Origin of the sequence: Oceanobacillus caeni, from assembly GCF_019037185.1 — a bacterium.
GTDB classification, from domain to species: Bacteria; Bacillota; Bacilli; order Bacillales; family Amphibacillaceae; genus Oceanobacillus; species Oceanobacillus caeni.
Genome location: NZ_JAHHXM010000007.1, coordinates 304 through 21629, shown reverse-complemented (window position 1 = coordinate 21629; position 21326 = coordinate 304). Strand labels below are relative to the sequence as shown.

Annotated in this window: 23 protein-coding genes; 10 read left to right on the top strand and 13 right to left on the bottom strand. The window is 35.8% G+C overall.

The genetic code is table 11. The annotated features are described in order from the left end of the window. Window positions 1-75 precede the first annotated feature (75 nt). Together addB and addA are read left to right on the top strand one after the other, a co-directional pair. Window positions 76-3573: a helicase-exonuclease AddAB subunit AddB gene (addB, locus tag KM885_RS06045; protein WP_216883682.1), complete on the top strand. Its 3498-nt coding sequence runs from the start codon at window positions 76-78 to the stop codon at window positions 3571-3573. Then, the gene (gene addA / locus KM885_RS06040) at window positions 3566-7336 is read left to right on the top strand and encodes a helicase-exonuclease AddAB subunit AddA (protein WP_216883681.1); all 3771 of its coding nucleotides are present in this window, start codon (window positions 3566-3568) and stop codon (window positions 7334-7336) included. Before addB ends, addA begins: the two co-directional genes overlap by 8 nt. A 145-nt stretch (window positions 7337-7481) precedes the next feature. Here addA and KM885_RS06035 read toward each other — a convergent pair whose 3' ends face one another. The 6 genes from KM885_RS06035 to KM885_RS06010 form a co-directional block, all read right to left on the bottom strand. Next, window positions 7482-7700 (bottom strand): spore germination protein, encoded by a 219-nt coding sequence (locus tag KM885_RS06035; protein WP_216883680.1) that lies wholly within the window; start codon window positions 7698-7700, stop codon window positions 7482-7484. 68 nt (window positions 7701-7768) lie between these two features. Beyond that, a complete protein-coding gene (locus KM885_RS06030) occupies window positions 7769-8137 on the bottom strand; it encodes a spore germination protein GerPE (RefSeq protein WP_047186461.1) in 369 nt (122 codons plus the stop codon). Window positions 8138-8153: 16 nt separating this feature from the next. Beyond that, window positions 8154-8327, bottom strand: coding sequence for a hypothetical protein (locus tag KM885_RS06025; RefSeq protein WP_047186460.1), 174 nt, complete (start codon window positions 8325-8327; stop codon window positions 8154-8156). A gap of 154 nt (window positions 8328-8481) precedes the next feature. Continuing rightward, window positions 8482-9057 carry a spore germination protein GerPC gene (gene gerPC / locus KM885_RS06020; protein WP_047186459.1) on the bottom strand — a complete coding sequence of 192 codons (576 nt, stop codon included), beginning with the start codon at window positions 9055-9057 and terminating at the stop codon, window positions 8482-8484. 82 nt (window positions 9058-9139) lie between these two features. Next, entirely contained in the window at window positions 9140-9343 is a 204-nt protein-coding gene (locus KM885_RS06015; RefSeq protein WP_047186458.1) for a spore germination protein GerPB, read from the bottom strand. Between the two features lie 10 nt (window positions 9344-9353). Next, window positions 9354-9569: a spore germination protein gene (locus KM885_RS06010; protein ID WP_047186457.1), complete on the bottom strand. Its 216-nt coding sequence runs from the start codon at window positions 9567-9569 to the stop codon at window positions 9354-9356. 176 nt (window positions 9570-9745) lie between these two features. On the opposite strand from KM885_RS06010, the gene KM885_RS06005 reads away from it, so the two are divergent. From KM885_RS06005 to KM885_RS05985, 5 genes are all read left to right on the top strand, one after another. Further along, window positions 9746-10921, top strand: a complete 1176-nt coding sequence (locus KM885_RS06005) for a DUF418 domain-containing protein (protein WP_244986924.1) — start codon at window positions 9746-9748, stop codon at window positions 10919-10921. Window positions 10922-11054: 133 nt separating this feature from the next. Next, window positions 11055-11414 carry a YisL family protein gene (locus KM885_RS06000; RefSeq protein ID WP_047186456.1) on the top strand — a complete coding sequence of 120 codons (360 nt, stop codon included), beginning with the start codon at window positions 11055-11057 and terminating at the stop codon, window positions 11412-11414. 173 nt (window positions 11415-11587) lie between these two features. Next, a complete protein-coding gene (locus KM885_RS05995) occupies window positions 11588-13084 on the top strand; it encodes an alpha-amylase family glycosyl hydrolase (RefSeq protein ID WP_216883679.1) in 1497 nt (498 codons plus the stop codon). Window positions 13085-13432: 348 nt separating this feature from the next. Beyond that, the gene (locus KM885_RS05990) at window positions 13433-13972 is read left to right on the top strand and encodes a DUF6944 family repetitive protein (protein ID WP_047186454.1); all 540 of its coding nucleotides are present in this window, start codon (window positions 13433-13435) and stop codon (window positions 13970-13972) included. A 276-nt stretch (window positions 13973-14248) separates the two neighbouring features. Then, window positions 14249-14893 (top strand): cupin domain-containing protein, encoded by a 645-nt coding sequence (locus tag KM885_RS05985; protein WP_084824119.1) that lies wholly within the window; start codon window positions 14249-14251, stop codon window positions 14891-14893. 118 nt (window positions 14894-15011) lie between these two features. On the opposite strand, the gene KM885_RS05980 is transcribed toward KM885_RS05985, so the two are convergent. The 3 genes from KM885_RS05980 to KM885_RS05970 all read right to left on the bottom strand — a co-directional run bounded on the left by KM885_RS05980 (window position 15012) and on the right by KM885_RS05970 (window position 17183). Next, a complete protein-coding gene (locus KM885_RS05980; RefSeq protein ID WP_216883678.1) occupies window positions 15012-15884 on the bottom strand; it encodes an SDR family oxidoreductase in 873 nt (290 codons plus the stop codon). A gap of 110 nt (window positions 15885-15994) precedes the next feature. Then, window positions 15995-16195 (bottom strand): YppF family protein, encoded by a 201-nt coding sequence (yppF, locus tag KM885_RS05975; protein ID WP_047186452.1) that lies wholly within the window; start codon window positions 16193-16195, stop codon window positions 15995-15997. 118 nt (window positions 16196-16313) lie between these two features. Continuing rightward, window positions 16314-17183, bottom strand: a complete 870-nt coding sequence (locus KM885_RS05970; RefSeq protein ID WP_216883677.1) for a DegV family protein — start codon at window positions 17181-17183, stop codon at window positions 16314-16316. Between the two features lie 174 nt (window positions 17184-17357). Between KM885_RS05970 and KM885_RS05965 the strand changes: the two genes are divergently transcribed. Next, a complete protein-coding gene (locus KM885_RS05965; protein ID WP_216883676.1) occupies window positions 17358-17744 on the top strand; it encodes a putative periplasmic lipoprotein in 387 nt (128 codons plus the stop codon). Window positions 17745-17815: 71 nt separating this feature from the next. On the opposite strand, the gene KM885_RS05960 is transcribed toward KM885_RS05965, so the two are convergent. The 4 genes from KM885_RS05960 to KM885_RS05950 form a co-directional block, all read right to left on the bottom strand. Further along, window positions 17816-18079, bottom strand: a complete 264-nt coding sequence (locus KM885_RS05960) for a NifU N-terminal domain-containing protein (protein WP_216883675.1) — start codon at window positions 18077-18079, stop codon at window positions 17816-17818. A gap of 113 nt (window positions 18080-18192) precedes the next feature. Further along, a complete protein-coding gene (locus KM885_RS05955; RefSeq protein ID WP_047186448.1) occupies window positions 18193-18381 on the bottom strand; it encodes a DUF3813 family protein in 189 nt (62 codons plus the stop codon). Between the two features lie 23 nt (window positions 18382-18404). After that, the gene (locus KM885_RS18065; protein WP_257456403.1) at window positions 18405-18539 is read right to left on the bottom strand and encodes a hypothetical protein; all 135 of its coding nucleotides are present in this window, start codon (window positions 18537-18539) and stop codon (window positions 18405-18407) included. A gap of 171 nt (window positions 18540-18710) precedes the next feature. Then, on the bottom strand, window positions 18711-19529 hold the full coding sequence (locus KM885_RS05950) for an HAD family hydrolase (protein WP_216883674.1): 819 nt from the start codon (window positions 19527-19529) through the stop codon (window positions 18711-18713). 204 nt (window positions 19530-19733) lie between these two features. On the opposite strand from KM885_RS05950, the gene KM885_RS05945 reads away from it, so the two are divergent. Together KM885_RS05945 and KM885_RS05940 are read left to right on the top strand one after the other, a co-directional pair. Next, window positions 19734-20495 (top strand): alpha/beta fold hydrolase, encoded by a 762-nt coding sequence (locus KM885_RS05945; protein WP_047186446.1) that lies wholly within the window; start codon window positions 19734-19736, stop codon window positions 20493-20495. Between the two features lie 84 nt (window positions 20496-20579). After that, entirely contained in the window at window positions 20580-20891 is a 312-nt protein-coding gene (locus KM885_RS05940) for a metal-sulfur cluster assembly factor (RefSeq protein WP_047186445.1), read from the top strand. The last annotated feature ends 435 nt before the right edge of the window (window positions 20892-21326 follow it).

Below are 21326 nucleotides of genomic sequence, written 5' to 3'. Positions count from 1 at the left end.
ATACCTAAATGCAACTAAAGCATCCGCACAGCCTAAAAGTGGATGCCAAGTTTTATTAACGAATGGAGGAGAAATATGGGACTCCGATTTATTATAGGTAGGTCAGGAACAGGGAAAAGTGGAAGAGTCATGGATGAAATAAAAGAAAAACAATTAGAAAATCCATTGGGAAAACCACTTCTATACATCGTTCCAGATCAGATGACTTTTCAACAGGAATATGCTTTATTTCATGATAAAGAATTAACAGGAAGCATTCGAGCTCAAGTGGTAAGTTTTTCAAGACTTGCTTGGCGCATTTTGCAAGAAACGGGAGGAGCAACCAAACAGTTTATCAGTTCCGTTGGTATTCAAATGATGCTCCGAAAAATCATCGAAGAAAAGCAAGGCGAATGGTTCACTTTTCATAAAGCGATGGAAAAGCAAGGATTTTTAAACCAGTTAGAACAAATGATTACTGAATTTAAACGATATCAAGTCACTCCAGAAGTTTTAAGAGCGCAGATTGAACATATGAATCAATTTGTCCATAAAGAACCTGGGGAAGTAGCACTGACAAATAAATTAGAAGATTTATTATATGTTTATGAAAAATTGGTGTTTACATTAAAAGATCATTACGTAGATAGTGAAGATCAACTGCAAATTTTGGCGGAAAAGATAAAGGAATCATCGTTATTACGAGGTGCAGAAATCTATATAGACGGTTTTCATAGTTTTACTCCAAAAGAGTTAACTGTTGTGGAAGAGCTAATGAGAAATTGTAGTTCGGTCACTATTACATTAACACTAGATAATCCGGAAAAAACGGGTAATGAAATGGATTTGTTTTACCAAACGACGGAAACGTATCATGTATTAAATCAAATAGCTGCAGAGAATCATATCTCAATTGATGAAGTAGTTCGAATGGAGCCGGAAAACGGGAAATTTAAAGATCGACCTTATTTTGCCCATTTGGAAAATTACTTTGACACGAGACCTGCTCCAAGTTTTGCAGGCAATGCCAATATACAGATTGCAGAAGCAGTTCACCCTCGAGCAGAAGTAGAAGGGGCAGCACAGGAAGTTCTTCGTTTAGTAAGAGAAGAAAATTACCGTTTTCAGGATATTGCAATATTCATGAGACAATCCAATGTTTATCATGATTTAATTCATACCATATTTGCCGATCATGGAATCCCCGTGTTTATTGATGAAAAACGTACGATGTTAAATCATTCCTTAATTGAATTTATACGTTCGGCATTAGATATTGTGGAGGGGAATTGGAGATATGATGCTATTTTCCGTGTTTTAAAAACAGGATTTATTCCGAAGTCAGACCAAGAGTATCCGCTGACTAATGATGCAATAGATGAATTAGAAAATTATGTACTAGAATATGGTATCCGTTCTAGAGATCGTTGGTTTAGCGAAAAAGAATGGAAGTTTCAGCGATTCCGAGGGTTTGATCAAGCTGCACAAACAAACCACGAAAAAGAAATACAAACAAGAATTAATCGCTATCGCGCCCAAGTTATTCACGCTTTGAAGCCATTTGATGAAGATATCCGTCAAGCAAAGACAGTGGTGGAGTTTTGCGAAACGATTTATTTGTTGTTAGAAAGATTAGGGGTACCATTACGTTTGGAAAAAATGCGAACGTATTATGATGAGGAAGGTTTACTAGAAAAGGGTAGAGAGCAGGAACAAGTATGGAATGCTGTTGTTCAATTATTCGATGAAATGGTAGAAATGGCTGGAGAAGAAGAAATGACATTGTCCATATTTAGCTCAGCCCTTGATGCTGGGTTTGAGACATTGACATTCTCCCATGTTCCGCCAAGCATTGATCATGTCATTGTCGGTACGATTGACCGTTCTCGGATGAGTGGGATTAAATGCTCTTTCCTATTAGGAGTAAATGATGGAGTATGGCCAATGAAGCCGCCAGCAGATGGAATGATTAGTGAAGAGGAGAGGGAAATGTTAGCTTCACAAGGAATCCAACTGGCAGACAGTAGTAAACGTCAACTCCTTGATGATTGGTTTTATATGTATTTGGCATTCACGGCCGCGAAAGATCGTCTTTGGGTTAGCTATCCTTTAAGTGACGAAGAAGGAAAAGGAAAAATGCCTTCTCAATTATTGAAACGATTAGAGGATTTATTTCCAACATGTAAGGATCGGTTATTGCTCCAGGATCCAGATGATTTATTTGAAGCCGAACGCTTTGTAACCTCACCTGTGAAAACAAGGTCAGCTCTTACTGCCCAACTATCACGTCACCAAAAAGGTTATCTGATTCAACCAATTTGGTGGGAGGTTTTCAATTGGTATGTGAAAAACCAATCGAAAAATAGTACAACCTATAAAGTTTTACAAAGTCTCTATTATCAAAATGAACCGAAAGATTTAGACGAGGAGACAGTTAAACAATTATACCCGAAAGAAATTCATGCAAGTGTAAGTAGATTCGAATCCTATTTCAGGTGCTCTTATCAGCATTTTGCAAAATATAGTTTAAAACTAGATGAGCGGCAAACATACAAGTTAGATGCTCCAGATATTGGAATGCTTTTCCATGAGGCTATTAAAATAATTACGGAATGGATTCAAAAAGAAGGTAAGGATTACTCTACTATTAATCAGACGGATGCAAATACGTATGCCAAAAGGGCAGTGGGGAATCTAGCCCCGATATTGCAACATCAAATCTTACACAGTTCTAATAGACATAAATATATTAGTCAAAAGCTTGAGGAAATTATTGCGAGAGCAACTTACATTTTAAGTGAGCAAGCCCGTCTTAGTCATTTTTCCCCGGTTGGTTTAGAATTAGGTTTTGGTGTTGATGAAGACCTTCCACCATTAACGATGAATCTTCCTAATGGATATAAATTATTGCTGCGGGGTCGAATCGATCGAGTAGATAAAGCTACGAACATAGATGACTTATACTTACGAATCATTGATTATAAATCTAGTTCAAGAGGACTCGACTTAATTGAAGTATATTATGGATTGGCATTACAAATGCTCACTTATTTAGATGTAGTTCTTACACATTCAGAACGATGGTTGAAGCAAAAAGCAACTCCTGCTGGGGTACTGTATTTTCATGTACACAATCCCATGATTTCAAAAGATGTGAAATTAGATTCAGAGAAAATTGATGAGGAAATTTTCAAGAAGTATAAAATGAAAGGCTTATTACTTTCTGATGAAGAGATTGTAAAGAAGATGGATACTTCGATTGATTCAGTAAATATGAGTCATATTGTACCAGCAGGACTTAAAAAGAATGGAGAATTTAAAAGCAATTCTAGTATTGCTGGAAAAGAAACATTTGATCAGTTACAATCCCATATTCATCATTTGATGGAGCGTGCTGGTTTGGACATTACTTCTGGCAAAGTTCATTTAAATCCATATGAAAATAAAAATCAAATTGCATGCACCTATTGCCCTTTTCATTCTGTATGCCAATTTGATCCGATATTAGAAGAAAATAATTACCGTAAATTGAAGAGTATGAAAGATAAAGAAGTTTTAGAAAAAATAAGGGTGGAGGTGGAAAACGATGGTTAGTTGGACAAAAGAACAAGAAGAAGCAATTTATACAGATGGTGCCGATATCCTTGTAGCAGCAGCGGCTGGTTCCGGAAAAACAGCCGTATTAGTTGAAAGAATCATTCAAAAGCTTCTAAATCGAAATAACCCTGTTGATATTGATTCATTGCTTGTTGTGACATTTACGAATGCAGCTGCAGCAGAGATGCGGAGTCGAGTAGGTTTAGCTTTAGAAGAAGCTCTAGAACAAAATCCGAATTCGATTCATTTGAAAAAGCAGCTATCTTTATTACAGCGTGCATCCATCTCCACGTTGCATTCCTTTTGTTTGGAAGTAATACGTAAATACGCCTATTTATTAGATATTGATCCGGCTTTTCGTATCGCCGATGATATGGAGGCAGATTTAATCAAACAAGATGTGATGGATGAGTTATTTGAAGAATGGTATGGAATGGAAGGAGAAGAACAAAAAAAATTCTTTGCTGTTGTCGATCGTTTTTCTAGTGATCGAAGTGATGTAGATTTGGAAAAGGTAATTTTAGATTTACATACCTTTGCTATTCAAAACCCTTGGCCATACGAATGGTTAGACAGTCTAGCTAACCGTTATGCAATACCAGAAATCTTTCAAGAGGAAGATTTAAATTGGTTAGACCTAATGAAAAAAGAAGTGAAGAACCAATTTTTCGCTATGGAACAGGAAATGTATTTAGCACTAGAAATCACAAGGGAAAGTGATGGGCCATATCAATATGCGGAAACCATTGACAATGATCTTGCTTTATCAGAGGCAGCCAAACAGCATATAGAGAACTGGGACGATTTGCAAAATTTCATTCAAGAACATACATTTAAAGCTCTGTCTAGGAAAAAACAAGATTGTGATGAAATGAAAAAGGAGCAAGTAAAAAATTTAAGAGATAGTTACAAAAAGCGCTGGAAGAAGATGGCAGACAAATGGTTTAACCGAAATCTTGCTGGGCACATAGAGGATATGCGGGAACTTGCTCCAGTTATTAAACAATTAACAACATTAGTAAAACAATTTGATGCTAAATTTACCGAACAAAAAAGAGAAAAAGCATTGGTTGACTTTTCTGATTTGGAACATTACTGTTTACGGTTATTGTTAGACGACCATTCAACTTCTGAGAAGCTTATTCCTTCAAGTGTAGCTGTCCAGTTTCAACGCCAGTTTAGCGAGGTTTTGGTAGATGAGTATCAGGATACGAACCTTGTGCAAGAAACGATTCTTTCCCTTGTTAGTGATCAAAAAGGAAAAGGGAACAGGTTCATGGTTGGGGATGTCAAACAGAGTATTTATCGGTTCCGTCATGCAGAACCGTCCCTCTTTATTAAGAAATATAAGCAATTTACTAATGATGATTCTGTTGGAATCCGCATTGACTTAGCTAGGAATTTCCGTAGTAGAGAGCAAGTTTTAATAGGTGCGAACTATATCTTCCGTCAAATCCTTGACGAAACACTGGGGGATATTGACTACGATGAAAAGGCGGAACTCATCTATGGAAATAAAATGTATGATGAGTACGACTTTCCCAAGCCTAATCCGGAATTGATTATTATTGATCGCGATTCAGAGGACGAAAAGGATGAGGTAGAAGAAGGTGAAGAAAGCTTTCAGGATTTAGAAAAGGCACAAATCGAGGCGCGTGCCTATGCTAAAAAAATAAAGTCATGGTTAGGTCATGAAGGTGAAAATAAACCGTTACAAGTTTATGATAAAGGCATGGGGATTCAGCGTGATATTCAGTATCGAGACATTGTTATATTGCTTCGTTCCATGACATGGGCACCAACGATTGTTGATGAATTGAAAAATCAAGGAATCCCGGTATATGCGGAACTATCTTCAGGATATTTCGAAGCGATGGAAGTGAAAATTATGATTAGTTTACTTAAAACCATCGATAATCCTAGACAAGATATTCCGCTTGCATCTGTTCTAAAGTCACCAATTGTTGGCTTAACAGAAAATGAACTAGCCAAAATTCGCTTAGTTGATAAATATAATCCATACTATGATGCCTTAAAAATATATAGACAGCAAAATTCGGATGAGACAGCTGAAAAGATTTCTCATTTTCTAAAACAATTAAATCAATTTCGCCTTGCGTCAAGACAAGGCGCATTGTCAGAATTAATTTGGGATATTTATCAAGAAACTGGTTACTATGATTTTGTAGGCGGGATGCCTGGTGGACGTCAGCGTCAAGCGAATTTACGTGCGTTATATGATCGTGCAAGAGGTTATGAAAGAACATCATTTCGTGGATTATTCCGTTTCTTACGTTTTATTGAAAGAATGGAGGAACGCGGAGACGATCTTGGAGTAGCACGTGCACTAAGTGAACAGGAAGATGTTGTACGCATTATGACCATCCATAAAAGTAAAGGATTAGAATTTCCCGTCGTTATTCTTGGTGCAATGGACAAGCAATTTAATATGCAGGATTTAAATCAGAAGTATTTACTGCATAAAGACTTGGGGTTTGCGAGTAAATATATTGATCCTGTAAAAAGAATTATGTATCCAACATTGTTTTATCACGCTGTACAAGGAGAGCAGAAACGAGAGCTATTAGCAGAAGAAATGCGCGTCCTTTATGTTGCGTTAACACGTGCAAAAGAAAAGCTTGTTATGATTGGAAATGTTGCTTCATTTAAGAAAAAGTTAGAAAAATGGCAGAGGATGGTTGACCATTCCGAGTGGGTTTTACCAGCGTATTTCCGCATGGCCGCTGTTTCTTATCTGGATTGGGTAGGCCCAGCTTTAATGCGACACCAAGATGGGGGCTCCTTACGTTCAGGTGACGTGAAGGATGTCGTTTTAAAAGACATTCAAATGGATCCATCTAAATGGGATATATCGGTTGTTCATGCAAGTGATTACACAAATCTGGATGAAACATCAACTGAGTTTGACCAGGTTTTAAAAGAGAAAGTAATCGGATGGAAAACAATAGGCACTCAAGATGAACAGTGGAAAGAAGTAGTAGAAAATAGATTGTCCTATACTTATCCACATGAACAAGCAGCATATTCCCGAGCAAAGCAGTCTGTAACGGAAATTAAAAGACAGCGGGAAATCAAAGATGAGTACAGTGCAGATCAATTGGTGAAAGAATTTAAGCCGCCGATTGTGAAACGACCGAATTTTATGCAAGAACAAAAAGTTATTACGGCTGCAGAAAAAGGGACTGCAATGCATACCGTGATGCAACATCTTCCACTAACTAAGCCACTTAATCAAGTGGAAATTGAAGAACAACTAGAAGTTTTTGTTGAAAAGGAAATTTTGACGAGACAAGAAGCGGATATTATTGATATTCCTGCAATCAAGAATTTTTATAATACAGAAATAGCCGCTACTATGTTGGAACAAGCGACATCGGTCCATAGGGAAGTACCTTTCAGTTTAACCCTTCCGGCAAATGAAGTATATGCACATTGGACTGGTGGGAATGAAAGGGTACTTATTCAAGGGGTAATTGATTGCCTTATCCCTTTTGAAGATGGATGGATGGTACTAGATTATAAGACAGATGCGATCAATGAGGAATTAACAGATAGATTAAAAAATAAGTTAATCAAAAAATATGAAACCCAAATGAATCTCTATCGCCATGCTATAGAGGAAATATCGAAACAACCAGTGAAGAAAACATACTTGTATTTCTTTTCTAAACAACTTGTTGTTGAAGTACCAGAAAACTTTAACACTCTACAGAGTTTATCATACCTAAATGAGCAGTAAGACTCCTAACTCAAGAAGGTAGGTGGGAGATCAACTGCCCATAAAAGGTTCGATAAATGCGACTAACCATCCGTGGGGATGAAGGAACCCCTAAGGATGGTTAGTCTTCTTTATGGACCTGTAAGGTTTTTTGTTTTTTGAAAAATTAGGCATTGGCGGTTTGAGTTTGATCAGCTATATCGGGATCGTTTGTTCCAGTATTACTAATTCCTGAGTTAGTATTAATAAAATCCCCCGTATTAAATCCGCCAGAACCTGCATTTGTTTTAGAGGAGCTTTTTGGTGATAAATAAAATGTATCACCGAAATTAATGACGCCTCCATCGACACTGTTTATTCTTATTGGGCCAACAATTGATGGCATGCTAACACCTACTTTTGGGTTATGAAATTTATTTATAGTATATGACACTAGTTATATATTGTTAAGAATTAATCTTCAGCAATAACATAGCGAATATGCAATATTCTAGACTCCGCTGAAATATGATTTAAATTTCCTACTTGCATGATAGATGAAGAGGAAAGAGCAATGACGTTAACATTTTGTACATAAATATTAGGTTGATGGTTGATCGTATGTTTTATAACTTTAGGTTTGGTTTTAGGTAAATTTTTTTTTTGACTAAAGATGGAATAATCTTCAAACTCTAATTCACCTTGAAACGTCTCACCTTCTTTTTGTAAGGCTATGGCTCTTGTTTCCGGACAGGCTTCATGTGTATCTCCAATATTAATGAAAGAGGCATTTATAGCAGAGACTGTATTTATTAATTGAACGTTGGATGTACGTTTTACCAAATAAATCCCCCCCTAGTTAGGCTCCTAGTGGTACCAAATTGAGTATAGAATAACTCTCAGGAGGTGTATCAAAAAAAGATGATAAAACGATTGAATCATTATCTCCGATTAAAAAGACAGAAGAAGCAGCAATTGCATCAATTTGAACATTGGCAACATGTAACCCGTAATTATGAACTTCCATTATCATTTAATATTCTCCTTTGTCACGACTTTACCGGCTTGTAATCCCCCACTTCAAGAATCATCGTTTAAATTAAGTTTTGTGAATGGGGAAAACAGCTAGTAGGGTTCTGATGAGTTCAACCATATCAATGGGGGGTGGAAAAAGCCCACTGAATAAGTTAACCTTTATATTTTTTAATATAGTTAGCTAAGGAATGTTGGATTTCTTCCATTACCTTAGACTTTATAAAACTTTCAAACTCTTGTTCCTCAGAAATATTATTATCTTTTTCGGCTTGTTCCTTATAATAGGAAATTCGATTTGGCAGCTGCTTTTGAATATCTTGGAGTAATAAGGATTGATGCGAGCTATCAATGGTCCGTTCATGAGTATTAGCTAGATCATTAATCATGTTTGGTCCGGATTGGTGCAGCCAATCGCTAAGATCAGTACAAAGTTTTTGATTAAATAAAGGCAAACTTTGAGCAGTCTGTTGATTGGTTTGACCAAGTGCAAAGTCTTCCATTTGTTCTAAGTTTTCGGGTGAAAGTCCAATATGAAGACTACCTGATAATGTTTCAATTTTTAATTGATCAAATTTGTACTCGACTTTTTCAATATTAACCCTGTCTTTTGATTCTTTGTTCGCGTTTAGTTGGTGTACTTGGTCTTCTAAATTTTTCATCCGAATTTCCAAGTTCTGTATATGTCTTTGTAATTCATAAACGTACTGGTTCCAATCTTGACCATACATTGCATTGCCTCCAATACAAGGTCGTAATTTAGTTCTCCGACAAATGCCTAGATTATTTTATGCGAATGATTAGAAGTTGTGATTAAGCATTTGGAGCTAAAGGAACAAGTGGAGCCTCTGTTTGCGCTTCAGCAACTTCAGCAGTTTCAGTATAACCCCCAGTATTATGAATATCTGATTGAGCTTGAATACAGCCAGTGCTACCAATTTGTACAACGGAAGAATTAGTGATAGCACCGATTTTTAAAAAATGAATATGGATTGCTTGATGAATGGTCATGTCCATCGTTGTCACCTCATAGAACTTTCGGTTGATCTATATGATCTCGGTCATTAACGTGTGTATTTGAATTTCCTAAATGAATTCTAATTCCATTTCCCGTATTAAAGGATCCTCCACCGGCATACGTTTTCGCACTACTTTGTGGCAAAATGGAATATACGTCTCCAACATGAAATACACTCGAATTGGAAACACTGACTACTTTAATAGCTCCAACGATTGCAGGCATATAACATCCTCCTTTATCACAGTTTATGCTTGATTTTAAGAATGTGCGTATGAATAGAATAAAAAGTGGAATAGGTGAGAGGATTTAGTTTTACTTTAAAAAGAGGGTGCTATAATTGAATAGTGTGTGCAAGTAAAAGAATTTGCTAAATCAGATATGAAAGGGGAAGGGATTGGATGATGAAAAATAATGCAACGCCATTACAGGAATCGAATCGATTAGAATGGATTGACGCGGCAAGGGGATTAGCGATATTTGGAATATTTATTGTGAATATTGGGGCTTTTAGTGCACCATACTTTATGTATGGCGGGGCGGAAGAAGCATGGACATCAAATATAGATCAAGCTGCGCTAATTTTTATTGATATTTTCTTCCAGGGTAGTTTTTACACGTTATTTTCCCTTTTATTTGGATTTGGGTTACAAATGATGAGAGAGCGGATAATGGCAAGGGGAAATAATCCCAATCTCATTTTATTAAGGAGATTATTAATTTTATTTTGTTTTGGTGCGATGCATGCTTTTCTACTTTGGCATGGGGATATTTTATTATCTTACGCTTTAGTTGGAATACTGTCGCCTTTATTCCTACATACAAAGTCAAATACAAAACTGGCAATTGGAATAACTATGATGGTCGGAAGTGTAAGTTTTCTTTCCTTTTTATTTTATTTAACCAAAGATTACTTAGATTATGTAGATGTTGTGATGATTGAACAGTCATACCAAAATTATCTAAGCAATGATATAGGATTGGTTTGGTTACAGAATTATGAGGATTGGTTGTTTGCAAATAATCCTGTTACTCTAATATTTTTAATACTAGTACTCCTTCCGCTATTTTTATTTGGTATGTTTATAGGGGAGAAACGTTGGCTCCATGAACCTGGAAAATATAAATCTCTGTTAATCAAATGGTGGGTTATTTCCCTTTTACTCTTTATAGGTTTAAAAATGGGTGCCTATTTATTCGGAAATCCAATATGGTTTTCTTATATTCAAGATAATATTGGTGGAATGTTTTCTGCTTTATTTTATATTTTTTCAGTTACTCTTTTGTTTAGAACGGACCTAGGAAGAAAAATAATGAAACCATTTACATATGTTGGGAGAATGGCATTATCAAATTATATATTTCAGTCTATTATTAGTTTTCTATTGTTTTACGGAGTAGGGTTTGGGCTATATGGCAAAATTGGCCCTTTTACTGGAGTAGTAATGGTTGTTATCATTTATATAGGTCAAATTATCTTTAGCAAGTGGTGGTTTAGCCGTTTCCGATTCGGCCCATTAGAATGGGTATGGAGAAGCCTTACGTATTGGAAGCGACAACCATTTTTGCGCAGATAAGAAAGCATTCTTTCGGCAAAGGTTTGTCGAGCGCCTTCGTTTTCTAATGCTAAAAAGAACAAAAAATGACCGTTGTACCAGATTATGGTATGATATCGTTAGAATGAAAGTTGAAAGGGAGGATACATAATAGATGACACATATGCATATTACTTCGTGGGTACTAGGTTTTATTCTTTTTATCATTGCACTTGTCTTCCTTAATCAAGGAAAAGAAAAACCTGCGAAAATCGTTCACATGATTTTACGTCTTGATTACTTATTTATTTTATACACTGGTGGGGACTTACTTGGAGTATATTTCCAAAGTATACAAATGCCATTATTTGCTGAAGCCATTACAAAATCATTAGCTGGTATATGGTTAATTGCTGCAATGGAAATGATTTTAGTGAAAAAATCTAAAGGAAAACCAGTCAGAAGCTTCTGGATCCAATTTGTTATCGCGTTAGTCATTGTGTTGATTTTAGGTTTTGTAAGATTACCGATGTAGTTATCATATGAAGGATTAAAAACTGTCTAAACGGCAGTTTTTTTATTTAGTGGAACGTCTTTAAATGATGTTCCACATTATGAATGATTTTCAACAATATTCGAAATCTGGTTGACTAATAGATTAGTTGGTTAATAATAAAAGGGTGAATACATATTTTGGGGGATAGTTGAATGAAAAAAATACGAATGCTATTTTTAATAGCTGGTGTTTTCTTGCTAAGTAATGAAAACACTTTATTATATGCAGATGAACGACAGATTCAAGAAGAGGTTATTTATCACATCCTAATTGACAGATATAATAATGGCGACCATAGCATGGATAGTAATGTTGATGTTAATGATCCATATGCATATCATGGAGGGGATTTCCAGGGGATTATTACAAAATTAGATGATCTTCAGGAACTTGGGATTACAACTCTCTCTCTTTCACCTATTATGGCAAACGCTGATAAAGGTTACCATGGTTACTGGATTGAAGACTTCTATCAATTGGAAGAACAGTTTGGAACAATGGAAGACTTTCAATTGCTTGTAAAGGAAGCGCATAAGAGAGGGATGAAGGTTGTCATTGAATTTGTAACACAATTCATCGCACTAACGAATCCAATCGTTCAAGATACTGAAAAAGCTGATTGGGTAAAGGAACAAGAATTATCTGGACCTGAATGGATCAATAATACCGTGCAATTAAATTTACAAAATGAAGAAGTTCAACAATATTTAATGGATGTTGCAGACTTCTGGATGGCAGAAACTGAAATTGATGGTTTTAACATTCATGCAGTTGATCAAATGCCAGTTTCTTTTTTACAAAAGTTAACAGAACATATTAAATCTATTCATTCTAATTTTTATTTAATAGGAGATATTCTTGAAACGAATGAGAACAGTCAAAAAATATTAGATAGCACTGGTATACAAGTGATTGAAAATACAGCGTTAAATCAAACGATGAGAGAAACCTTTTCTAAAGAAGACAAGGAGGTTTCCGCTATCTATAATGTTTGGGAAGAAAGCGGAAATCAACTACCAATACTTTATATGGATGATATGTATTCGAAAAGGTTCACACAAGAGTTCTCAGAAAATGGCCGAAACTCATTGACGGCTTGGAAACTGGCATTGACATATATGTATACAACGCCAGGAGTTCCAATGATTTTCCAAGGATCCGAGATTCCGATGTATGGCGAAGATGCGGTTGCCGCTCAAAATCTTGTTCAATTTAATAGTGGAGATTCTGATTTACAAGAGTTCTTCCATAAAATATCATCCTTACGATCCCAATTTCGCGCGTTACAATACGGGGATTTTGAATTAGTTGATACAAGTAATGCTATGAGTGTTTTTCGTAGGTCATATGAAGGAGACACCTTATATATAGCAATTAACAACAGTAGTACATCACAGGATATTACTGTATCTGGTATAGAGCCCGGAATGCAATTGAGAGGTTATTTGGAAGATAATTTAGTACGCGCTGATGATAATGGCGACTATCGTATCGGATTACCTAGAGAATCTGTAGAAGTTTTTCATTTGCAACCAGACAAAGGATTAAACTGGGGATTCATCAGTTTTATTTTTGGGACATTGCTATTATTCATTGTTGGGGTTATTTACTTAAGTAGAAAACAAAAAAAACGTGAAGCAGAAGAGTAAAAGGATATTTTCCTTAAATAGGATAGGAGGTGCAAAGAATGATTGGACTTATTGCATTAACATTAGTACTATGTGTTAGTCTTAGTACCATTATTCTTAGTGAAGTGACAGATTAAAATAGAATGGCCATTTCGTAAAAAAATCTGGAAAAGTTTTAGGACGCTATCCTGTAAAAAGGATTTAGCGTCTACATTTTATTTAAGGCTATTATTGATGATTTTCAATAGGCTATGACCTATTTAAAAAATGTTTACGAAAAATGATAATCATATAGGTATAGTTTTCATATGATACTGCAGTGAATACACGGTATAAGAGTAGATAAATGATTAGTGAGGTGAGAGTCATTTGAGTCACCATACGGTTATCGGGGCGTGGATTCAAGCAGTAGGAACAGTAATCAATGCTATAGACCCTCCTTTTAGTGAAGATGATGGTAAGGTAATTGCGAAAGTCGGAAATATACTGCAAGCTATTGGAAGTTCGATTATTTCTGATTATACATCAGAGGAATTAGTTAAATTAGCCAACGAAGTCCAAACCATTGGAAATCTTTTTGTAGTAACAGGTTTATATGTAGAAAACATCAATCTTGAGATTCAAGGTAATTTTATTCAAGCCATGGGAGCAGGAATTGGATTAATACCAGCAATTGAAGAAAACGATGTGTTCGGATTTCAGGGAGATTTCTTACAGTCTATCGGCAATGGCATTCAAGGAATATCAGGAATTAAAGAAGAGGTGGAAAATGTAGATGTAAGTTTACTAGATGATACGGGAGCATGGATTCAAGCTGCTGGATCTGTGATTTCGGCTATTAATATGACAATACAAAATCAAAAAGACCAACATTCTGATCAGCCATTATATCACTTTATACCAATATAATTTAATGGAAGATGCTGCAATTTGCTATTTCCAATTGAATCAAATTGTTAAATAACCTCTGAAGTTCTTCGTTCATGTCCTCTTCTCCTAATTTTGAGATGTTTAATCCCTATAATATATAGGTGTTTATCTAAAATGTTGCATCAATTTTTAAGTGAAACGTTTGAGAAATTTATTCAGGGTAGGTTTGTGCCTATTCATAATAAATACGATTGCATAATATTTATATTAGTTGTTTTAGCTACCCAATTATAAAATGTGAGAGGATGGAGTAGAATGTATTTTTTTCCTTACAATAATCCATATTATCAATATCCTTATTATGTAAATGCACCACCAATGAATAACTATACAAGGCACTCTGAATACTGGGAAAAACCAGCCGAGTTATATGAAAATAGATTTGAAACAGTTAGACAAAATAATAATATTTTATTAAGAGATTACGGTCCTAATCCTTTTGTTGTTAATATTAATGAGGCATCTAAGCAAAATAATACGTATCGCACGGCTTTATGGACCGGACCACATTTACAGGTTACGGTGATGAGTATTAATGTAGGGGATGATATTGGTTTAGAAATACATCCTGAAGTTGATCAATTCTTACGTATCGAACAAGGACAGGGGATTGTTCAAATGGGTAAGAGAAAAGATAACCTTGATTTTGAAAGAAGAGTTGCTGATGATTTTGCAATTATGGTACCCGCTGGAACATGGCATAATGTAACGAATACAGGAACTATCCCGCTAAAACTTTATTCCATCTATGCACCACCGAACCATCCACGTGGAACGGTTCATGTAACAAAAGCAGATGCAATGGCCGCAGAAGGTGGAAGTCAAGATCATACAAGTATTCCTGGTAGAACACAAGAAGAATGGGTACCATATACGGGGTTTTTAGAAAATAAGGATTAAGAGATGTGAAAAGAATATCAACTGCCCATAAAGGTCTGATAAGTGTGACTAACCATCAGTGGGGGAGAAGGAACCCCCCACTGATGGAAGTCTTCTTAATAACTAACCAAAAGTTATCTTACCCATTCACAATCGTTCCGCCATTTACATGAATCATTTGCCCCGTTACGTAGCTACTGTCATCGCTAGCTAAATAAACATAAGCGGGTGCTACTTCTTTCGGTTGACCAGGTCGTTTCATCGGAGTATCGGCTCCAAATGAATCCACTTTCTTTTTATTAAAAGAAGCGGGAATTAGTGGAGTCCAAATCGGACCCGGAGCAACAGCATTAACCCGAATTCCTTGGTCAGCCAAAGCACCGGATAATGATCTAGTAAATGAAGTAATTGCTCCTTTTGTTGCCGAATAATCAATCAAATCCACATTTCCTTTGTAACTAGTAATCGAGGAAGTATTAATGATAGAACTTCCTTTTTTTAGATGGGGAATGACTGCTTTCGTTAAGTAAAACATACTGAATATATTCGTTCGGAATGTTTTTTCTAATTGTTCACTTGTTATATCTAAAAAACTTGGTTGAGGATGTTGTTCTGCAGCATTATTTACTAATATGTCAATTTGATGAAACGTATCAAATGTCTTTTTTACTGCTTCTGAACAAAAAGCTTCATTACCAATATCCCCGCTTAGGAGTAAACATTTTCTGCCTTCCTGTTCCACGAGTTCTTTCGTTTTATTGGCATCGTCATGTTCATTTAAGTAAATAATCGCAACATCCGCACCTTCTTTAGCAAAATGTACGCTCACGGCTCGGCCGATACCACTATCCCCACCGGTAATAATAGCTACTTTGTTTTTTAATTTATTACTACCTTCATAATCATGGCGGATAAATTCTGGATTTGGAATCATCTCCGATTCGATTCCTGGTTGTTTCCCTTGAACTTGTTTTGGTGGAGTTATTTTTCCGTTATGATGCTCCATACTCATCCACATCTCCTCCTTCATCATTAATGTACCCATCGTGGGAAAATCCAATCATGAAGAAAGCATAATAGAAAAAAAGCCCTTTTTAAAAAAGGACTTTAGTCGCTTCCGTATTAATAGGTTACTGATCTTTCGTAATCAAATGCTGATATGGCACCTTGTTTATGCAAGTATGCAAATATGTGTCGATAATCTTTTATGTCAATTTCCCCCATAATGTACTTATGTTGATAAAAGTCGAGTAAGTCGTTAACTGAATCTGGCATGTGATTTCGAACGGACATATATCTGTCTACTAAATCGAAAATATGCAATGTAGATTCCCCCTCATTAAGTGTATGACTTTATATCTATATTTAATTGAATATATGTTAAAAAAATAGATTTCATGCTTTTAATCTTAAAGTTTTTCCATGGGGTTAGGATGTTGTTTTAATTCGGTTTTGGTTTATTGGAAAAGAATAGGGCTATCGTTCCTGGACCAGAATGTGCTCCTATGACAGAACCAACCATTTCAATTACAATTTGATTTTCACTAACATTAAATTTATCTTGAATCATCTTGGAAAGTTGTTCGGCTCTTTCTAGGTCGTCACCGTGACTTATACCAATGGTTTGATTCGTGAGATCGAGCCCTCGTTCCTCCATTAGTTCTAGCATTCGACTTAAAACTTTTTTTGAACCTCGAATTTTTTCTAGTGGAACCAACTTTCCGTCATCTACGTGTAGTAAAGGTTTTACCTTTAATAAAGTACCAACAAAAGCTTGAGCCTTACTAATACGGCCACCACGTTTTAGATATTCTAAATCATCCACGGTAAATATATGTTCCATGTGTTCCGATTGATATTTTACTGCGTTTACAACCTCATCTACTGAAGCTCCTTGTTTTGCGAGTTTTGCTGCATGTAATACAACTAAACCCTGCCCAAGGGATGCACATTTCGTATCGATAACATGTATTGGTGCATCAGGATACTCTTCCTTTACTTCCTGTTCCATCATTTTCGCGGTTTGATAGGTTCCTGAAAGTTGGGAAGAGAAAGCTATGTATACTAATGGTTTATTTTCTTTTGCATGGGAAGTGAATATTTCTTTAAACGTTTGTGGAGAGATCTGGGAGGTTTTTGGTGCTTTTCCTTGTCTCATGGCATCATAAACAGTTTTTGCTTGAATCGTTACACCGTCTTCGTAATCTTGTCCATCTAGATGAACTGTTAACGGTGCAATTTGTATGTCTAATTCCGAAAACTGCTCTAGCGTTAAATCACAACTGGAATCGGTAAGTATTTGAATTGCCATTCAATCACTCCTAATAAAAAATCTTTCTTTATTTCAGTTTATAGCGATATCCATATTTAGTCAAAAATAAAATTTTATATGGTATATCCCTTACATCACGAAGGTGGTTAAATTTTGGAAAAAAGCTTACAATGATGATGACATTTAAAAGAATATGAGAGGGGAGAGTGAAAAATGAAACGAATCATGCTTTTGATGCTATTTGCTGTTCTTCTTGTCGGTTGTAGCAACACAGATGAATTGAATTCAAATTCCGATTCACCGAGTACGATAGATATTCGAAATGTGGATGTCCAGGTTGAAGATCTTACGGCTAAATTGGTTGCTGATGTAAAAACATCGAGTGAAGAAATATTCTATCGAGTTGAACTAGGGGAGGAAGTTCTACAAGAAGAGAAACCTATCCAACTTAATGGTCAGGAATGGAAACCTTTTGAAATTGAAGTCACATTACCTAAAAAAGTAATGGAAGCGGATGATGCTCCAATTTTTGTTATTTATGGAAAAAGTGAAAATGGAAAAGCAATGAATCCTAATTACATACCGATTGAAATAAAATAGAGACCAAAAATAATTATTTATTTTTGGTCCATTTATCCCACCCAAACGGGTACTTGCGCCTTTCTTATGTATTAATAACCGTATCTTTCCATTACCTCTTTAACACGAGGGGTTAAGTCTTCCCATTCCGCATCAAATTGTTTATTGATGGTAATAAAGTTTTGATATCCAAAGACGTTGTCAACGCCTTCCACTTTCATTAAATCGTTAAGAATGTCGTGCTCACTTGTGCTTCCAGGCATAACAGAAATACTATTTGTACCTTCAAAAATAATTTTATCTGTTGTGAATTTCATTGCGTTTGGATTTGGTGTACCTTCAACATGAATTGCCATATTTGTCATTCCTCCTCGTAAACCTACTTGTCTTTATATTACCAAATTATTTTTAAGGATGAAAGTAACATCCCCTTCCTGATGAAAGGGGATGTCTATACTTGTTACATGAATTATTTTAGTTGGTTTGATTGCTTCAACTGTTGCTCAAGCTGTTGTAGATGTTCCTTCTCTTGCGGAGATGCATCCTCGTATGCAGACTGAATTGCGCTTTCGGCTGCTTGTTTATCAGCTTCACTAGCATTACCATTAATGAGGTTATTTACTGCGTCTTTAGCTTGTTGAAATAAGTTGTTTTGCAATGAAAACCCTCCTAAAGGTACTTCTAAAGATTCTCTTGTCCATTCACTTCTCTTTCACGTTCAGCTAATGTAGAACGATAGGGGAAACGCTCGGCATGTTTTTTAACGGAATCAGAACCATGTTGTACAAATCGACGTGATTTACTTCCTTTTCCCATACCTGAATTCCTCCTTCAGAAATTAGAATGGAAACATCAGGGGTTAAATTTAACCCCTGAATGATGCTCAAGAAGTAAAACAAAAAGTGAACGTTTTTTACGTTCAATTATAGTATGGTTCGCCTGAACGAAATTAAGCTTGGTAATAATCGGGAATTAGTGCGCATTTGTCTAATCTAACTTTAAATACTCTTCAAGAAACGTACCAATACCATTTTGTTCATTGGTATTTGTTATATGGTTTGCAACTTGTTTTAATTCTTTAATAGCGTTTCCCATTGCAACACCTACACCTACATAATCAATCATTTCTAAATCATTATCTTCATCCCCGAAGGCAATGATATTTTCTTTGGAAATATTGTAGTATTTCGCAATTTTATGGAGTCCAACTGCTTTGTTCATTCCCTTTTTTACAATTTCTACAACATGATATGGTGCACCCCCATTACGATGCTCGATGAGTTCAGCGTGAAATTCTGTTAAATGATTACGCAATGTATGAACCTCTTTTTCGTTTGGAAAAATAAGAAGAGAAGTTGGATCTTCCGTTAATTTGTTTTTTAAATTGCCAATCGTAAACGGAGGATTGTTTTTAGGTCCTTGAAAGAGTTCTATTACTTCTTCATCAAATTGTTCTAGGTATACATTATCCATTACCTCAGCTAGAATATTTCGTACATTTAAATCATAACTTGCTTCTATAATCTTTTTGGCTGTTCTCAACGACATTGGATTATGTAGTATATCCCACTTTTCTTCAGTTGGATGATGAAGGAGTGCACCATTGAAATTTACCATAGGTGTATTTAAACCAAGTTCATGGTAATAATTTATACTTGACCGATGTGGTCTCCCTGTAGCGATAACAACGATATGTCCTTCGTTCATTGCTTTAAGCAAGGTTTGTTTCGTTCGAGGATCTATTTCTTTACTTTCCGTTAACAACGTTCCATCTAAATCTAACGCAATTAAGTACTTATCTAACATTCCATTCACCCCATTTAGAAAACTTGGCATTCGCTATTAGGTTGTAAATGCCCTGGTTATACTTATTTAGTAAGAAAGACCTTTCTGCCAAGTTTATAGTGGAAAAGGCAATGTGTAAAGGTGTAATGTATTTACAAAATTTGCAAGAAGGGGTCCAACAAGCTTAAAATATAATTATTATAGTTCAAGGAGAGTCGCGTCGTAATGATTGGTGTGTTTAAAGAAGAAATAAAAAAGATACCTAGTTTAATCGTAGTTGAAGCTTCAAAGGAAAAAGAAAAATTGCCGACAGTAATATATAGTCACGGATTTACAAGTGCAAAAGAACATAATCTGGATTTAGCTTATTTACTTGCCGAGAGAGGTTTACGGGTTATTTTACCAGATAGTTTACATCATGGTGAAAGAGAATTTGATATAGACCCGGTAAAACGAACCTTAGCATTTTGGGAAATTGTTCTGCAAAATTTAAAAGATATCGATACCATTCGTCATGAGTTAAAGGATAGACAAATTTTATTAGATGAAAGAATTGGATTGGCTGGTACGAGCATGGGAGGAATAACAACATCTGCAGCGCTAACTCAATTCCCGTGGATTAAAGCAGCCGCTGTATTAATGGGATCTCCCAAGCCATCAATATTTGCAAGGGAATTAATTAAAAGTGTTCAAGATCAAATAACGATACCTAATTTTGATGAAATGATTGCTCAATTATATGATCAATTAAAGGAAATCGATTTATCATTAAGGAAGGATACCTTGAATGATCGACCATTGTTATTTTGGCATGGTGAAAAGGATTCGGTTGTTCCATTTGACCATTCTTTTAGCTTTTATAATGAAGTGAAAGAGCAGTATAAGATTAAAGAACATATTCGTTATATAAAAGAAAAAAATCGAGATCATAAAGTTAGTCGCATGGCAAAGCTGGAAACTGTGAAATGGTTTGAAAAATACGTATAATGTGGTTAAAGTGATTTACATCATTTAAATAGTATGAAAAATATGTTTAAATATAGGAAAGGCATTAAAGGGAGGTTGAAATGGATGGATGAAGCACTTAAAGAAAATATTATGGGTGCATTAGAGAACGTTATTGACCCTGAGCTAGGGATAGATATTGTTAACTTAGGACTAGTCTATGACGTTGATTTGGATGAAGAAGGATTGTGTACGGTCGTAATGACTTTAACTTCAATGGGATGTCCGCTTTCTGCGCATATCGAACGTGATGTGAAATTCGTTTTAGCAGACATACCTGAAATAAAAGAGCTAAAAGTTGACATTGTTTGGGAACCAGCTTGGAACAAACATATGATGTCCCGTTATGCAAAAATTGCTTTGGGTATTCCGGATTGATTCAAGAAGACGCAGCTCTTTTTGCGGTAACGAGTTCCCAGGACGATTCAGCATTTGAAAAAATGTATAGAAAATGACGCAATATCAGGTTGAGAATTAATATTTATTCTCAACCTGATATTTTTTATGCAAATAAAAATTTAATCTAAAGAAGCCCCTTTGGAAAGCTTATCTCACGGACAAAATTCATTCAGGAAAACCGGGATACGTCCATGAGAGGTGATATCATGGCCAAAACATCAATGGAAGCCCCATCAAATGTCCGTGAGAGGCGATATCACGGCCAAAACGTCAATGGAAGATGCATCAAATGTCCGTGAGAGGCGATATCACGGCCAAAACGCCGATGGAAGACGCATCAAATGTCCGTGAGAGGCGATATCACGGCCAAAACGTCAATGGAAGATGCATCAAATGTCCGTGAGAGGCGATATC

Coding starts and splice junctions, on each gene's coding strand:
- KM885_RS05960 (WP_216883675.1), bottom strand. CDS start 18,079: ATGGCAATTCATGTTGAAGGTACACCAAATCCAAACGCAATGAAATTC.
- KM885_RS05940 (WP_047186445.1), top strand. CDS start 20,580: ATGGATGAAGCACTTAAAGAAAATATTATGGGTGCATTAGAGAACGTT.
- KM885_RS05970 (WP_216883677.1), bottom strand. CDS start 17,183: ATGGCAATTCAAATACTTACCGATTCCAGTTGTGATTTAACGCTAGAG.
- KM885_RS05945 (WP_047186446.1), top strand. CDS start 19,734: ATGATTGGTGTGTTTAAAGAAGAAATAAAAAAGATACCTAGTTTAATC.
- KM885_RS06015 (WP_047186458.1), bottom strand. CDS start 9,343: ATGGACATGACCATTCATCAAGCAATCCATATTCATTTTTTAAAAATC.
- KM885_RS06035 (WP_216883680.1), bottom strand. CDS start 7,700: ATGCCATCAATTGTTGGCCCAATAAGAATAAACAGTGTCGATGGAGGC.
- addB (WP_216883682.1), top strand. CDS start 76: ATGGGACTCCGATTTATTATAGGTAGGTCAGGAACAGGGAAAAGTGGA.
- gerPC (WP_047186459.1), bottom strand. CDS start 9,057: ATGTATGGTCAAGATTGGAACCAGTACGTTTATGAATTACAAAGACAT.
- KM885_RS06025 (WP_047186460.1), bottom strand. CDS start 8,327: ATGATAATGGAAGTTCATAATTACGGGTTACATGTTGCCAATGTTCAA.
- KM885_RS05965 (WP_216883676.1), top strand. CDS start 17,358: ATGAAACGAATCATGCTTTTGATGCTATTTGCTGTTCTTCTTGTCGGT.
- KM885_RS05995 (WP_216883679.1), top strand. CDS start 11,588: ATGAAAAAAATACGAATGCTATTTTTAATAGCTGGTGTTTTCTTGCTA.
- KM885_RS06000 (WP_047186456.1), top strand. CDS start 11,055: ATGACACATATGCATATTACTTCGTGGGTACTAGGTTTTATTCTTTTT.
- KM885_RS06005 (WP_244986924.1), top strand. CDS start 9,746: ATGATGAAAAATAATGCAACGCCATTACAGGAATCGAATCGATTAGAA.
- KM885_RS18065 (WP_257456403.1), bottom strand. CDS start 18,539: ATGGGAAAAGGAAGTAAATCACGTCGATTTGTACAACATGGTTCTGAT.
- KM885_RS05985 (WP_084824119.1), top strand. CDS start 14,249: ATGTATTTTTTTCCTTACAATAATCCATATTATCAATATCCTTATTAT.
- KM885_RS06010 (WP_047186457.1), bottom strand. CDS start 9,569: ATGCCTGCAATCGTTGGAGCTATTAAAGTAGTCAGTGTTTCCAATTCG.
- KM885_RS05980 (WP_216883678.1), bottom strand. CDS start 15,884: ATGAGTATGGAGCATCATAACGGAAAAATAACTCCACCAAAACAAGTT.
- addA (WP_216883681.1), top strand. CDS start 3,566: ATGGTTAGTTGGACAAAAGAACAAGAAGAAGCAATTTATACAGATGGT.
- KM885_RS05950 (WP_216883674.1), bottom strand. CDS start 19,529: ATGTTAGATAAGTACTTAATTGCGTTAGATTTAGATGGAACGTTGTTA.